Source organism: Catenovulum agarivorans DS-2 (genome assembly GCF_000568405.1).
Classification (GTDB): domain Bacteria; phylum Pseudomonadota; class Gammaproteobacteria; order Enterobacterales; family Alteromonadaceae; genus Catenovulum; species Catenovulum agarivorans_A.
This window is the reverse complement of sequence record NZ_ARZY01000007.1, coordinates 26,179-39,721: the sequence shown is the minus strand read 5'-3', so window position 1 is coordinate 39,721 and position 13,543 is coordinate 26,179. Positions and strand designations below refer to the sequence as shown.

Sequence of the window (13,543 nt, the reverse complement as noted above, 5' to 3'; positions counted from 1 at the left end):
CAACTAATTCGCATACTGCAGTTTTTGAAATCCATTTTCACCAACGAGATAAGCAAACTTGTTATCAACAATAAGCGCTGATACAAAACTCTTGCTTTTAAACTTATCCACCACAATCACTTCGCTGTTGTCTAGTTTCCATACTGTTTGACTATTGCCTATAAGCAAACAAGCACCTTGATTACATGCAATTGTGTTGATATTAACGGGCTCAGGGAAATTTATTTTTTTGTCCTTAATCCTTGCAGCTGGATCTGACGTAGCTTTTGTTAGCTGTTGTTGCTCGATATAATATAAATTGCCGCGCATTCCTGAAACCCAAATACCTTGACGAGTAGCAGTCACATCATATAGCGAACCTTGGTAGCTAAAGTTTAATCTGTGCCAAGATTTACCGCTATCAGTTGAAACCGCAAGCAAACCAAGCTCTCCAACCACAAATAACTTATCTTCGACTAAGGTGATTCGGTTCAGGTGAGGCAAGATACTCGCAAGCTCAAACTGATAATCTTCTTCAGATTGAGCTCTTAAAGCTTGTAAATACTCTCTATCTTCCGGCGGTAATAATCCATCATGGAACTCTTGCTGCCATGTTTTGCCGCCATCCATTGTTCGTAGAAATAAACCATACGCACCAATTGCCACACCATGTTGTTCATTAATAAATTGAACATCAAACAAAACACCGCCATTTGGATGTTGATAAACTAACTGCCAAGAGTTGCCTGAATCAACACTACGTAATACAACACCTTCATGCCCAACCGCCCACAGAGTATCATCCTTTGCTAGGGTAATTGCCGTCAACATGGCATCAGTTGGTGTTTTGACTAAGGTGACTTTATCATTTTCTTGAATATTCAGCTTTGCCACATATCCACGTTCAGCCGCGGCTAAAAGGTAATGGTTATGCTGTACAACATCCAACATAAGTATCGGTCTAGCCAACAACGAGCAACTGAATAGGCCGATACATAAACTCGCGATACGAAGTAGAGTTAGCATATATGTATTATCTTAACCCTTGCCTACGTAATGCTTGCGGCGTGAAGTCACGTTTATTTAACTCAACATCAAAGTCATACATTTTTTCGTTGTTGTCTAAACCTAAAGCTAAATAACGACGAGAGTTTAAATCGTGATATACATCAAGAGTGGTCCAAGTTGCAGGCACTTCGTAATAATTAACCGCATAGGTCATGTTAACTCGATAAAGTTCATCACGCGCGTCGTATGCATCCGCAACAGCAATCTGCCAACTATCTTCATCTATATAAAACACACGTTTTTTGTATATATGGCGCATGCCATTTTTCAGAGTTGCTTCAACAACCCAAACTCTATGCTTTTCATAACGTGTTAGCTCAGGGTTAATATGCCCAGGTTTTAAAATCTCATCATAATCCACACCTTCAGCATGCAATGCATAATTGTTGTACGGAATATATAACTCTTTTTTACCAACTAACTTCCAGTTGTAACGACCTGGTGAGCCATTGAACATATCAAAATCATCTGTTGTCCTTAAGCCATCAGACGCAGTTCCTGGTGCATCAAATGCAATATTGGGTGCTTTACGAACACGGCGTTGACCTGTGTTATATGTCCATGCTTGGCGAGGCTGCTTAACTTGATCTAATGTTTCGTGCACCAACAAGGCAGTTCCCTTTAAACGTGCTGGTGATGTAACTTCCTGTTTAAACATTGAAATAATATTGTCTTGCGCTATCTTCTCAGAAGTCATATCTTGTTGCGAATATAAAAACATCACCCGCTCATCAAAGCCAATCATAGTATAATCACCACTGGCGGTTGGCCCAGCTTGACCACCCCAGCGCGCAACACCTTCACCACGATAACGCAAAATATGATTCCAAATAGCTTCTAAGCCATTTTTTGGAATGGGGAAAGGAACACCAATGATTGCATTTTCAACACCTTCACCATCTGAAACCAATTGAGCTGTAGTGGCGTTTTTTACCGTTGCATCATAAACGAACTGAGGTAAAGACGCCGACCTACGTGTTTGGTAAACCGGCATTTTAAAACTTTCAGGGTACGCTTTGAATAACGCAACTTGACCAGGTGTTAAACTATCTGCGTATTGTTGGTAATTCGCCGAGGTAATAACAAATTTAACTGTGTCTTGTGAAAACGGATCTGGGTGGTGATCACCAACTGAATAACCAGCGGGAGCTTGAGTTATCCCGCCAGTCCACGCAGGAATACTGCCATCTTTATTGGCAGATTTTTCAGCACCGATAGGGGTTAAACTGGTCCCCAACTGTTTTGCTTCTTGTTCTGATACCTTTGCATGGACATTGTAGCCACACATAGAAAGAACCATAGCGGTCGTTAGAATTGATTTACAAAACTTCATAATCTACACCCTAAATTGAATATTTGACGCTGAATGATACATAGTCTCGGTCAGCAAAGCTGTTGCTTTGACCTACGCCACCCCAAAATGCGTTGTAACCCATATCAAACTGAATTTTATTCTGATAATCAAAGTTAACACTTAATGCTGCTGATTGGCGATCTTCAACAAACAAGTACATTGGGTCCGGGGTGATCCCCTTAACATCATGAGAGAAAACGACTCTTGGAGATACATTCACGCCTGAAAAAACATTGTTAAAGGTAAAACGCGCCAAAGCTCGATAGCCCCAAGCCGTTTCGGTTGGGAAAGGCGTTGTTTCCGCTCCATTCGATAGTGCTAGTTGCAGACCTTGTTTGCTGGTCGAGCTACCCGCGCGCGCTGTGCCAGGGCCATTCAGACGCAACACATCTGGGTCTGGCATATCTTTAACCTGTACTCCCCCCATTTCAAATACAACTGCAATTGCATCTGCACCTAAATTAGGACCAAATAAATGGGTTAAAGTTGCTTGCGCTTGAACTGAATCTAAGCGAATGTACCCCTGTGCTATGCCACCAGACTCCACATGCTCTAGCTGAGATATCCCAGACAAATCAGCTCTCAGCCCAGCATTCGCTAACTGTTCGGGCATCCCCATATACAATAATTCTACATCATCGACTTGGAATGGCTCGTCTTTACGATAAGCTATTTCACCTGCCAATGCAGTTTCATTAATACTGGTATTAAAGCTAAATCCATAAAGCTGTATATCTTCTGGATACTCTAAAAATGCTTGAGTAAATGCTTTTAGTTGACTGGTGTTTTCAAGTGAAATGTCATTGCCTAAAATATATTGTACATCAGAATAAACAGATGATATTTCAAAGTTTGATGCTCGGCCGGAAATAACTGGTCTGCGGCTATGATAATTCAGATAATACAATCCAAACTCAGAATCATTTAACTCAGGTGAATAATAAGTGAATTTCAAGCCATACTGACCCGAATCTTTTGGATAGCGGTTTTCGTGTGGCTGCGCCATAATAGCCACTTTTGTCGCATTAACATAATAGGCAGAGGTTAAATCGTAAAACTCTGCGGCTGCAGCTTGAGCTTGTTCTGCACTTGCTGGATTGGCTAAAATTGCCATTTGCGCATCGATATCGTTTTTATTGGCCGCCAACGATTGTTTTACCCAAGTGTTTAACTGTTCTGCTAAATAAGGTGCATTAATATCAGGGTTTTGGGTAAAGCCAATCTGTACTGCATTATAATAGCCACCATTACCTGCAAAATCATTCGTTGAGAAGTAGCTGCCTGCTGCTGGCAATATGGTTTTTTCCCATTCATATTGATAATAAGCATCAATAGACAGATTTTCAGTCAAGCCGACCGACGTCCAAACCATACCGACAGGAATGAAAGCTTCTTTTAGTTCAGCACCTGGGGCGCGTAAACGGGTGATGTCGACCGGATTGATCGAGTTTATCCCGTGAGAAATTAATGTACTTTCACCCCAGCTCACAACTTGATCACCCACACGAAGCGATACAGGTACATCACCAACATCAAAATCTAAATAAACGAATGCATCCAATAATCTAATGTCTTCACACAACCGTTCTTTGGCACGTTTATCGCGGCACAAATCGTATGATTCACCAGTAAGGGGATGTTTCCATGCTTTGGAGTCATGAGCTGCATCATCATAAAAATACATAAATCGACTGAAAACACCCCAATTGTTTTGACTGATACTCAATTCATGCGTACCTGAAAAAACACGAGAAAACGCTTCACCAGGATCGTGATTTAGGCTCGCTAAATCTCCATTGGCGGAATATGAACCGGGTAAATCCCATATATCTTGTGCAGTGTAAACATTATTGACTGCTGTATTATACGGTCCATTAGCATTTGACCAATTAACCCCTGTTTGGTTATTTTTACCTATCCGAGACCAATCCCTGTTTTCTACCCTATAGCTCGTACCAAGTGTAAATTGCGAATCAAAGTTGACCTCAAAATCACCTAGATTAAAACGAGCAGCATTGACCGATGAGACAGAACTCACAGCAAGCGCGCAGCATATGGCGCTATATTTTAAGTTATTGGATTTAATCAGCATAAACACTCCACTGTGCCTAGAGGAATTGAATTGAAATTCTTAAATTCATCATCCTCTAATGTCAATTTACAAAACAGTTTTGATAACTATAGAGCAGTCCACCAAACTTGCTTATTAATTTCTTACATAATATTAACACACTTCAATGGTCTTACCAGTTATATATCCATCTACAAAGCAGATATATTTCAAACACCTATTATTGGTTAAAAGCCAAACACTTTCTTTGCTATTAGTTTATCTATCATTTTTACCATCAAACATTAGACAGATGTTAAACATATTAAACATTTCGCTTGTTTTTTGTTGCAAACAAGTACAATCGTACAGATTTCAACCGAACAGTCATAAATTTTACATAAAGGCTTGCATTAAAATAAAAATACATTAGTATGCACGCCTCGTTAGCAGCTGATACTGCTAGCAAGTAACAGTGTCGCGGGATGGAGCAGTTTGGTAGCTCGTCGGGCTCATAACCCGAAGGTCGTTGGTTCAAATCCAGCTCCCGCAACCAATTTCTTATTACACAAGAAAGAGCTGTTACTTCTGTTTAAAGTGTCGCGGGATGGAGCAGTTTGGTAGCTCGTCGGGCTCATAACCCGAAGGTCGTTGGTTCAAATCCAGCTCCCGCAACCAATTTTTTTGGTTATCAATTCATAAACATTCTCTTGGTTGTTTATTTTAAATCTACCTATCGCACTGATTAGCCTTTCAGACAGCTGATTAATTTCTTTGTTCTTTTGATTGTTGTAGAACTTGTTCAGAATATTTCAAATTTTGTTCCTCGATGTACGCTATTTTTAACCCTGCAATTCTTTGACTTGAAAGCCCAGCACACGTTATAAGTTAGATGACTGTAGAGAGTAATAAACTTTTTTAAGACTAAATTGCATCACTGCGCACAATTCTTAATAAATAACGTATACTTTTATCAGACTAGATTATTTTCATAGGTTTACAAAATAAACTTAGAAGTAATTGAACCATTCCAAGATGCTAGAGAGTGAATAATGGGCGATACAAAATCCTGCGCTGAAGGCGAATTAATTTTAAGAACACAAGCAATGCCGGCTGATACCAATGCAAACGGCGATATTTTTGGTGGCTGGATAATGTCGCAAATGGATATAGCAGGCGGCATGCTTGCAAAAGCGGTTGCAAAAAGCCGGACAGTTACAGTAGCTGTAAACAATATTTTATTTATTAGCCCTGTACATGTAGGTGATATTTTTAGCTGTTACGGCACTGTAAGCAAAATAGGCAATACCTCAATGAAAATACGTTTAGAAGTATGGGTAGAGCCAGTATTACGTGACATGGAGAATAAAGATAGCTTTAAAGTGTGTGAGGGTGAATTCACATATGTCGCAATAGACGATGATGGCAATAAACAAAAAGTTATTCGAGACTAACTTTTTATGACGCCATTAATTTTACCTAATGCAAAAGCGCTACTGTTTGATATGGACGGTACTATATTTGATAGTGAAACTATATATTGCCAAGCGTGGGTGGATACAGCGGCTAAATTTAATCAATATTTCACCGCAAAAATGTACGATAAATTTGCAGGTGTGCGCTCGGCAGAATGTTATCAAATCGCCAGTGAAATGTTTGACACCGGCGTTGATATGACGCATTTTATTGCCGCACACCAAAACTCTGTTGCACAATTAAAAATGCACAACTTACAAGTCAAGTTAGGCTTTGATAAATTCTTCCAGCAATGTATTGATAAGAACTTGCCTATTGCTTTAGTTACCTCTACCCGACGCGAAGTAGCGATTAAAAATTTTAGCAATACCGATTATCTGCCTTACTTCGATACTTTAGTCTGTGCTGAAGACGTTACACTTGCTAAACCCGATCCTGAGTGCTATCTAAAAGCTTGTGCAGCACTAAATGTCGAGCCAATCGACACCCTTGCGTTTGAAGACTCAAACCCGGGGGCGTTATCCGCTATCCGCGCTGGTTGCCAAACCATTATTATTCCTGATTACCTGCCAATAGAGCAGAACATTGCGAATAACGCGACAGCAGTTGTCGATAGCTTTGAACAGGTCAGGTTTGCATAACAAGCACTGAGCAAAAAATGCAATGATTGCCTTTTATTTGTACAAAATAACAGCTATATTTTAGTTATCCTTGCAAACAATATAAGGAGGCTTTGTTATGGCTGAAGTAGATAATTCGCAACAAGTGCAATCCAGCAGTGCTGAGTTATTGCGCCAACTGCAAAGTGAAGAAGTTGCATTAGCTGAAGCGGAGCAAGCTGAATTAGCGACCTCCCCTAATGTTGAAAACACTCAGGTATCCACCAGTGAGCAATTGTCGGCCGAGGAAAATGCCAACGAGCAGGCAGCTCAACAAGAGCTTGATAGAGTGCTAGAGCAAGTTAACTCAGAGCCTGCGTTAGCTCAGCAAACACAAGCTAATCAGTCTGCTCAAGAAGTAGTTGGTCTATAATTTACAGGGTTCACTTTGGTGGAAAAACCGCATGCTATTAATGCATACCAACTCAACCAATTGACTGCAGATCCTGCAGTCAAACGGTTGCTCGTGACGATCGAAAATGGCATTCAAGCTTGCCAACAACACAATCAGCCCAAGTTAATCAAGGTCATCTTGTTACTCCACAACTCAATAGATAAAACTATTTGGCCCGAGTTTGCCGAACAGTCTACAAAATTCTATAGCCAACTGCTTGGTTTAGCCGAACAATCAAATTACTCAGCTTGTCAAAAACTACTCGTCAAACTACATAATGGCTGGCAACAAACACACTCTTCGAAAAAAGTCTAAGCCTGTTGAGCTTTGTCGATAGCCGTTTGGGTTGGAGCATACAAATTTCTGCAAAAATATACCAAAAAGGTCAATTTGCCCTATTTATTGATCTACAGCAAATAACCCAACTCAACTTGTTCCTATACTAAAAGTGTATTAAGAGTCGGAGGTTATTATGAACAATATAATGAGTGATCCAGTCGTGTGGGGTTCTTTACTTGGTCTAGCTGTGGTTTTAGGCCTGTGCAGCTATTATGTCTGGCTTATTGTCACAAATATCAAAAATGCCAAGCCACCCATAGAATAAGTCTTTACTAATTTCGCGACAATAATGTTCCGGTTGTGGTAAATTCCACTTCCGGAGATATTATTGAGGTGAAGTTAAGTGGAATTCGACTTTTTTAGAGATGCAAACGGCGTTTACACAGCCGAGTTTTCAAGTGAACAAGAAAGTTTTGGTTATTGGTTTACCGACGAATTTTCAACTAACAAGCATAAAATTGCTGAAGTACTCAACATTATTATTCGACTAGAGCGAAAGGAAATTCAGCAACATCTTGTTCAAGGTAAAACCCATCAATTAATTTTAGAGCAATCTGAAGTCCAACTAATGGATAACGCAAAGCCGTTAAACGCTCAAGCTTACCCAAACCATGCCGTTGCTGATGATAGCGAAGACGATGAAACGCCAGAACAAAATGTGCCAACATTAAGTGATGATGCGCTGTTGTGTGGCTGTGGTTTAGTTGACTTTAAACAAGCATTGAAGGCTTGGTTAAACTTTATCAGTGAAGACTAAGCCTTATGATAATTGAAAGCCATTTTAAACCCGCTTGGTGGTTGCGCAACCGTCATATGCAAACGATATGGCAAAAAATAGAAAGACGCAAACTCAAGTGTCCAACCAGCACACAAAGACTTGAATTACCAGATGGTGACTTCTTAGATCTGCACTGGACCGAATTGCCAAAAGCAGATGAAAACAGAAATATCGTTTTAGTCCTGCATGGCCTTGAAGGCTCGATTAACAGCACTTATGCCAGAGGTATGCTCAACGCGATACGAGATAAAGGTGACCTAGGTGTTTTGCTCCATTTTCGTTCCTGTGGTGGTATAGCAAATCGTCTACCACGAGCTTACCACTCTGGAGAAACTTCTGATCTAAGCTATATTGCCAATTATTTGCATACTCAATACCCAAACAGTGCTTTATTTGCAATTGGCTTTTCCTTAGGTGGAAACGTCTTGTGCAAATATGCGGGTGAGCAAGGTAGCTATAATCCGTTCAAAGCAAGTGTCGCCATTTGTCCGCCACTTAATTTGTCTGCCAGTTGCCAATACATTATGAAAGGCACATCAAAAATCTATCAAAAATATCTATTAGATATGATGATGGATAATATTGCGCGGAAAATGCAACGAGTCGATATCAGCCAGTACCTTAAAATTGACGCACATAGCTTTCGGAATATAAAAACCTTATGGCAATTTGATGATTTAATTACAGCGCCCTTGCACGGATTTAAAGATGCAGAAGATTACTACAGGCGCTCAGCTGGCATGCAATTTTTAAAAGATGTTGAGAGGCCTTTATTAATCTTACAAGCCAAAGATGATCCTTTCTTGTGTGATTCATGCATACCCACAACGAATGACTTGTCACATAAGGTAACGGTCGAAGTAAGCAACAAAGGTGGCCATGTTGGCTACGTCGGTGGGAATAAGTTATTTAAAGGCAATTACTGGATGGAACAACGTGCACTGCAGTTCATTCACAATCATGTGTATTAAGTTTGTACCTTCTATTTAAGGATATTTTTCTCACTAACAAAAAACCCGCCGAAGCGGGTTTTTTAAATCTTATCTAACCATTACGTGATTAACCACCAACTAGGGCTAACAAGATACCAGCAGCGACTGCTGAACCTAGTACACCAGCCACATTAGGCCCCATTGCATGCATTAGCAAGAAGTTATGCGGATTAGATTCTAAACCTACTTTATTAACTACACGAGCCGCCATAGGTACAGCAGATACCCCAGCTGCACCGATTAATGGATTAATCTTACCGCCAGATAATTTGCTCATCAATTTAGCCATAAGTACACCACAAGCGGTACCAATACCAAATGCAACCGCACCAAGCGCTAAAATACCGAGAGTTTCTACGGTTAAGAAAGCTTCTGCAGATAATTTAGAACCAACTGCTAGACCTAAGAAAATGGTCACGATATTAATCAATTCGTTTTGAGCAGTTTTGCTTAAGCGGTCAACTACACCACATTCACGCATCAAGTTACCTAAACAGAACATACCAACTAATGGGGTTGCTTCAGGAAGTAACAATAAACCAATGGTTAATACCATTAACGGGAAAATAATCTTTTCACGTTGTGATACAGGACGTAACTGCTCCATCACAATCTTACGTTCTTCTTTGTTGGTTAATGCTTTCATAATAGGCGGCTGAATAATTGGCACTAAAGCCATATAAGAATACGCTGCCACTGCAATTGCACCGAGTAAATCTGGTGCAAGCCGCGATGCTAAGAATATCGCCGTAGGGCCATCCGCACCGCCAATAATCGCGATAGCTGACGCATCCGCCAAAGTAAAATCAAAACCAGGAATTACGTTGAGTAAGATTGCACCAAATAAAGTTGCAAAAATACCAGCTTGTGCCGCCGCACCTAGCAATAACATTTTAGGGTTTGCTATTAGCGCACCAAAATCTGTCATTGCACCTACGCCCATAAATATCAGCAGTGGGAATACACCAGTATCGATACCAATTTTATAAACATAGTACAACACCCCACCTGGATCACTAAATCCAGCTACAGGGATATTGGTTAATACTGCACCAAAACCAATCGGCAACAATAATAACGGCTCAAACTTTTTAGAAATAGCTAGGTACAATAGACCAAAGCCAACTGCAATCATAATCAACTGTTGCCAATGGAAATTGGCAATACCAGTTGAAGCCCAAAGAGTCGCTAAACCTTCCATCGTAATTCCTTATGCAAGGCTAATCATTGGGTCGCCAGATTGAACTGAGTCGCCCGTTTTAACATGAACAGAAACAACTTCACCGTCTTTTGCTGCACGGATTTCAGTTTCCATTTTCATCGCTTCCATAACGATAACTACATCGCCTGCCGCAACTTGATCGCCTGGATTTACATTCACTTTGAAAATATTACCTGATAATGGAGCATTTAACGTTTCAGCACCAGAAACAGAAGTTGACTGAGGAACAGATTCGTCACTGCCACCAACAGATTTAATGTCTTTAATCTCTCCGCTTGGAGCAACGTCTACTTCATATACCTTACCGTCAACACGCACGCTGTATGAAGCTGGACCTGTTTGTGCAACAGCAGGCGTTGGTTTTGCAGATTTAGTTTCTTCAGCTGTAGGCACTGGCTCAAAAGCATCAGGGTTATTACGATTCTCAATGAATTTTAAGCCAATTTGCGGGAACAACGCGTAAGTTAATACATCATCAATTTTTTCATCCGCCAATTTTAGAGATTTCTCTTTAGCTAAACCATCTAACTCTGCAGTTAACTTATCTAACTCAGGCTCAATTAAATCAGCTGGACGGCAAGTAATTGCCTCACCACCTTCTAATACTCGCTCAAGTAGTTCTTTATTTACAGGCGCAGCGGTTGCACCGTATTCGCCTTTTAAAACACCTGCAGTCTCTTTAGTAATCGACTTGTAGCGTTCACCAGTTAACACATTTAATACTGCTTGAGTACCAACAATTTGTGAAGTTGGTGTAACCAAAGGAATGAAACCTAAATCTTCACGAACACGCGGAATTTCTTTTAATACGTCATCTAACTTGTCTGCAGCACCTTGCTCTTTTAACTGGTTTTCCATGTTAGTTAACATGCCACCAGGCACTTGAGCGGTTAAGATACGAGCGTCAACACCTTTAAGTGCACCTTCGAATTTAGCGTACTTTTTACGAACTTCACGGAAGTAAGTTGCAACTTCTTCCATTGCAGCTAAATCGATCCCTGTATCACGGTCTGTGCCTTCAACAATAGAAACTATGGTTTCTGTTGCGGTGTGACCGTAAGTCATACTCATAGAAGATACAGCGGTATCTAACATATCGATACCAGCATCAATTGCTTTCATATATGTCGCAGTACTTAAACCAGTTGTTGCATGACATTGCATTGCAATTGGCACATCAACCGTTTCTTTTAAACGTGTAACCAATTCTTCTACAACATAAGGTTTCAACAAGCCTGCCATATCTTTAATAAAGATTGAGTGCACACCCATATCTTCTAACTGACGAGCCATATCAATCCACATATCCATGGTATGGACAGGGCTAACGGTATAAGAAAGTGTACCTTGAGCGTGAGCACCAACTTGAATAGCTGATTTGATTGCTGTTTGCAAATTACGCACATCGTTCATTGCGTCAAAGATTCTGAATACATCAACACCATTGGTGTGTGCTCTTTCAATAAATTTTTCGACAACATCATCAGCATAATGACGGTAACCAAGTAAGTTTTGGCCACGTAACAACATTTGTTGTTTAGTGTTAGGCATCGCTTTTTTCAATTCGCGAATACGATCCCATGGATCTTCACCTAAGTAACGAATACAAGAATCAAAAGTTGCGCCACCCCAACTTTCAATCGACCAGTAGCCTAATTTATCCAGCTTTTCAGCGATAGGCAGCATGTCGTCTAAACGAAAACGCGTCGCCAATAATGATTGGTGTGCATCTCTTAGTACCACATCCGTAATTGCAAGTGGTTTTGCCATGTTGGTTCTCCTGGTTACTGTTTATTGTCTTGACGATACTGGTGGACAGCAGCTGAAATAGCAGCAACCACTTTTTTGTCTTGGTTTGCGCCGGTTGACTTTACTGAAGGTCGGTTAGGAACATTCACTTTGTTAGGGGCTGGAATTTCACCTGCGAACAGATGTGACATCAATTTGATTAAAAAAATCAAAATCCCCAAAAAAACGAAGACAACACTCATACCGATAAATAATAGGTTTGCAGCTTCAAGCAATACAGAGCTTAAATTGTTTTCCATATATCGTCTCAAGTTAGTTAAGTTAAACCCAACGGTAACGAGTTACCGTACAATATTCAACCAGCATAATTATTTAAGCTGGTCAAACGGGTTGTTTAAAGTTAAGAAAATAAACAAAAAGCACAGCTTTTGTCGCCATTTTAATTGAAAGTAGCATAACATAGCCACTTTTTTAGTACTTTTTGTTTATTTTCCGCCTCAACCCCAATAATCACGGGCAAAAGATACACTTATCCGCGGGTTATAATTCGTACAAGGCTAAATTTGTTTGGGAATATATCAGATTCGGTTGTAAACAAATTCAGCGTTTTTTAATTGGAACTGACTCTAAATCAGTTCTAAGGTGTATAAATAAACTTATCACCTACACAATCTATTCAACACTGCTCATTTAATGACATCAACCGGATGAAGAAACATGAGAAGTGGCGCGCGTGGAAGGATTCGAACCTCCGACCATCTGGTTCGTAGCCAGGTACTCTATCCAGCTGAGCTACACGCGCTTATCTTGAAAGCATATTTGAAAAGTGGCGCGCGTGGAAGGATTCGAACCTCCGACCATCTGGTTCGTAGCCAGGTACTCTATCCAGCTGAGCTACACGCGCTTATCTTGAAAGCATATTTGAAAAGTGGCGCGCGTGGAAGGATTCGAACCTCCGACCATCTGGTTCGTAGCCAGGTACTCTATCCAGCTGAGCTACACGCGCGCATTTTCAAATTTACGAAATGGCGGTGAGAGAGGGATTCGAACCCTCGATAGGGCTACAAACCCTATACTCCCTTAGCAGGGGAGCGCCTTCGGCCTCTCGGCCATCTCACCGTTTTCGTGGGGCGCATATTAATGATTCTCAAAATATTGTCAAACCTTTTTCTGCAATAATTTAAGTTTTTTTACTGAACCATCAAGTTTTGTACAGTTTTTGTTTAATATCCCAGCAAACGACTTAAAACAGATTAATTTTCAACCAAATCGTATCAATAAAATTTCACCTTGATAAGCACTTCCTATACTTGAGATTTATCTCTACACACATAAACTGTGCTCAATTCGATTAAAGTGCCGTATAAATATGAACAGCCCCGCCCTATTTCGAGAAATCAAACATGCTTTAAAACAGAATTTGCTGCCAGGCATCATACTGCAGCTTTTCGCGCTAGCCATTGTATGGCTATACTTTTATCAA

General features: G+C 40.4%; 13 protein-coding genes and 6 tRNA genes. 9 read left to right on the top strand and 10 right to left on the bottom strand.

Going from position 1 to position 13,543, the window contains the following annotated elements; all coding sequences use genetic code 11:
* Positions 1-3: 3 nt before the first annotated feature.
* The 3 genes from DS2_RS05540 to DS2_RS05530 are packed head-to-tail and all read right to left on the bottom strand — an operon-like array spanning position 4 to position 4,493.
* Positions 4-1,005, bottom strand: a complete 1,002-nt coding sequence (locus DS2_RS05540) for a WD40/YVTN/BNR-like repeat-containing protein (RefSeq protein WP_081754197.1) — start codon at positions 1,003-1,005, stop codon at positions 4-6.
* 7 nt (positions 1,006-1,012) lie between these two features.
* On the bottom strand, positions 1,013-2,380 hold the full coding sequence (locus DS2_RS05535) for a DUF1329 domain-containing protein (RefSeq protein WP_035013676.1): 1,368 nt from the start codon (positions 2,378-2,380) through the stop codon (positions 1,013-1,015).
* Between the two features lie 10 nt (positions 2,381-2,390).
* On the bottom strand, positions 2,391-4,493 hold the full coding sequence (locus DS2_RS05530; protein WP_035013675.1) for a DUF1302 domain-containing protein: 2,103 nt from the start codon (positions 4,491-4,493) through the stop codon (positions 2,391-2,393).
* 437 nt (positions 4,494-4,930) lie between these two features.
* Here DS2_RS05530 and DS2_RS05525 point away from each other — a divergent pair.
* The 9 genes from DS2_RS05525 to DS2_RS05490 all read left to right on the top strand — a co-directional run bounded on the left by DS2_RS05525 (position 4,931) and on the right by DS2_RS05490 (position 9,068).
* A tRNA-Met gene (locus DS2_RS05525) sits at positions 4,931-5,007 on the top strand.
* A gap of 45 nt (positions 5,008-5,052) precedes the next feature.
* A tRNA-Met gene (locus tag DS2_RS05520) sits at positions 5,053-5,129 on the top strand.
* Between the two features lie 374 nt (positions 5,130-5,503).
* Entirely contained in the window at positions 5,504-5,905 is a 402-nt protein-coding gene (locus DS2_RS05515) for an acyl-CoA thioesterase (protein ID WP_035013674.1), read from the top strand.
* A 6-nt stretch (positions 5,906-5,911) separates the two neighbouring features.
* Complete coding sequence (locus DS2_RS05510) at positions 5,912-6,568, top strand: HAD family hydrolase (protein WP_035013673.1); 657 nt, start codon at positions 5,912-5,914, stop codon at positions 6,566-6,568.
* A gap of 97 nt (positions 6,569-6,665) precedes the next feature.
* The gene (locus DS2_RS05505) at positions 6,666-6,959 is read left to right on the top strand and encodes a hypothetical protein (protein WP_035013672.1); all 294 of its coding nucleotides are present in this window, start codon (positions 6,666-6,668) and stop codon (positions 6,957-6,959) included.
* A gap of 18 nt (positions 6,960-6,977) precedes the next feature.
* Positions 6,978-7,295: a hypothetical protein gene (locus tag DS2_RS05500; protein ID WP_035013671.1), complete on the top strand. Its 318-nt coding sequence runs from the start codon at positions 6,978-6,980 to the stop codon at positions 7,293-7,295.
* Positions 7,296-7,452: 157 nt separating this feature from the next.
* Positions 7,453-7,584, top strand: coding sequence for a DUF3149 domain-containing protein (locus DS2_RS21030; RefSeq protein ID WP_419177433.1), 132 nt, complete (start codon positions 7,453-7,455; stop codon positions 7,582-7,584).
* A gap of 78 nt (positions 7,585-7,662) precedes the next feature.
* Positions 7,663-8,076, top strand: a complete 414-nt coding sequence (locus tag DS2_RS05495) for a YacL family protein (RefSeq protein ID WP_035013670.1) — start codon at positions 7,663-7,665, stop codon at positions 8,074-8,076.
* A 5-nt stretch (positions 8,077-8,081) separates the two neighbouring features.
* Positions 8,082-9,068 carry a hydrolase gene (locus DS2_RS05490; protein WP_035013669.1) on the top strand — a complete coding sequence of 329 codons (987 nt, stop codon included), beginning with the start codon at positions 8,082-8,084 and terminating at the stop codon, positions 9,066-9,068.
* Between the two features lie 88 nt (positions 9,069-9,156).
* Here the strand turns inward: DS2_RS05490 and DS2_RS05485 are convergent, their stop codons facing one another.
* The 7 genes from DS2_RS05485 to DS2_RS05455 all read right to left on the bottom strand — a co-directional run bounded on the left by DS2_RS05485 (position 9,157) and on the right by DS2_RS05455 (position 13,179).
* Entirely contained in the window at positions 9,157-10,290 is a 1,134-nt protein-coding gene (locus tag DS2_RS05485) for a sodium ion-translocating decarboxylase subunit beta (RefSeq protein WP_035013668.1), read from the bottom strand.
* Positions 10,291-10,299: 9 nt separating this feature from the next.
* Positions 10,300-12,081: a sodium-extruding oxaloacetate decarboxylase subunit alpha gene (oadA, locus tag DS2_RS05480; RefSeq protein WP_035013667.1), complete on the bottom strand. Its 1,782-nt coding sequence runs from the start codon at positions 12,079-12,081 to the stop codon at positions 10,300-10,302.
* A gap of 14 nt (positions 12,082-12,095) precedes the next feature.
* Positions 12,096-12,359 (bottom strand): oxaloacetate decarboxylase subunit gamma, encoded by a 264-nt coding sequence (locus DS2_RS05475; protein ID WP_035013666.1) that lies wholly within the window; start codon positions 12,357-12,359, stop codon positions 12,096-12,098.
* Positions 12,360-12,785: 426 nt separating this feature from the next.
* Positions 12,786-12,862 (bottom strand) — tRNA-Arg (locus tag DS2_RS05470).
* A gap of 25 nt (positions 12,863-12,887) precedes the next feature.
* A tRNA-Arg gene (locus DS2_RS05465) sits at positions 12,888-12,964 on the bottom strand.
* A gap of 25 nt (positions 12,965-12,989) precedes the next feature.
* Positions 12,990-13,066 (bottom strand) — tRNA-Arg (locus DS2_RS05460).
* 20 nt (positions 13,067-13,086) lie between these two features.
* Positions 13,087-13,179, bottom strand: a tRNA-Ser gene (locus tag DS2_RS05455).
* Positions 13,180-13,543 lie beyond the last annotated feature (364 nt).

Bases quoted from the DNA above. Each gene is read 5' to 3' on its own strand.
- DS2_RS05540 (WP_081754197.1), bottom strand. From the start codon at position 1,005: ATGCTAACTCTACTTCGTATCGCGAGTTTATGTATCGGCCTATTCAGT.
- DS2_RS05535 (WP_035013676.1), bottom strand. From the start codon at position 2,380: ATGAAGTTTTGTAAATCAATTCTAACGACCGCTATGGTTCTTTCTATG.
- DS2_RS05530 (WP_035013675.1), bottom strand. From the start codon at position 4,493: ATGCTGATTAAATCCAATAACTTAAAATATAGCGCCATATGCTGCGCG.
- DS2_RS05515 (WP_035013674.1), top strand. From the start codon at position 5,504: ATGGGCGATACAAAATCCTGCGCTGAAGGCGAATTAATTTTAAGAACA.
- DS2_RS05510 (WP_035013673.1), top strand. From the start codon at position 5,912: ATGACGCCATTAATTTTACCTAATGCAAAAGCGCTACTGTTTGATATG.
- DS2_RS05505 (WP_035013672.1), top strand. From the start codon at position 6,666: ATGGCTGAAGTAGATAATTCGCAACAAGTGCAATCCAGCAGTGCTGAG.
- DS2_RS21030 (WP_419177433.1), top strand. From the start codon at position 7,453: ATGAACAATATAATGAGTGATCCAGTCGTGTGGGGTTCTTTACTTGGT.
- DS2_RS05490 (WP_035013669.1), top strand. From the start codon at position 8,082: ATGATAATTGAAAGCCATTTTAAACCCGCTTGGTGGTTGCGCAACCGT.
- DS2_RS05485 (WP_035013668.1), bottom strand. From the start codon at position 10,290: ATGGAAGGTTTAGCGACTCTTTGGGCTTCAACTGGTATTGCCAATTTC.
- oadA (WP_035013667.1), bottom strand. From the start codon at position 12,081: ATGGCAAAACCACTTGCAATTACGGATGTGGTACTAAGAGATGCACAC.
- DS2_RS05475 (WP_035013666.1), bottom strand. From the start codon at position 12,359: ATGGAAAACAATTTAAGCTCTGTATTGCTTGAAGCTGCAAACCTATTA.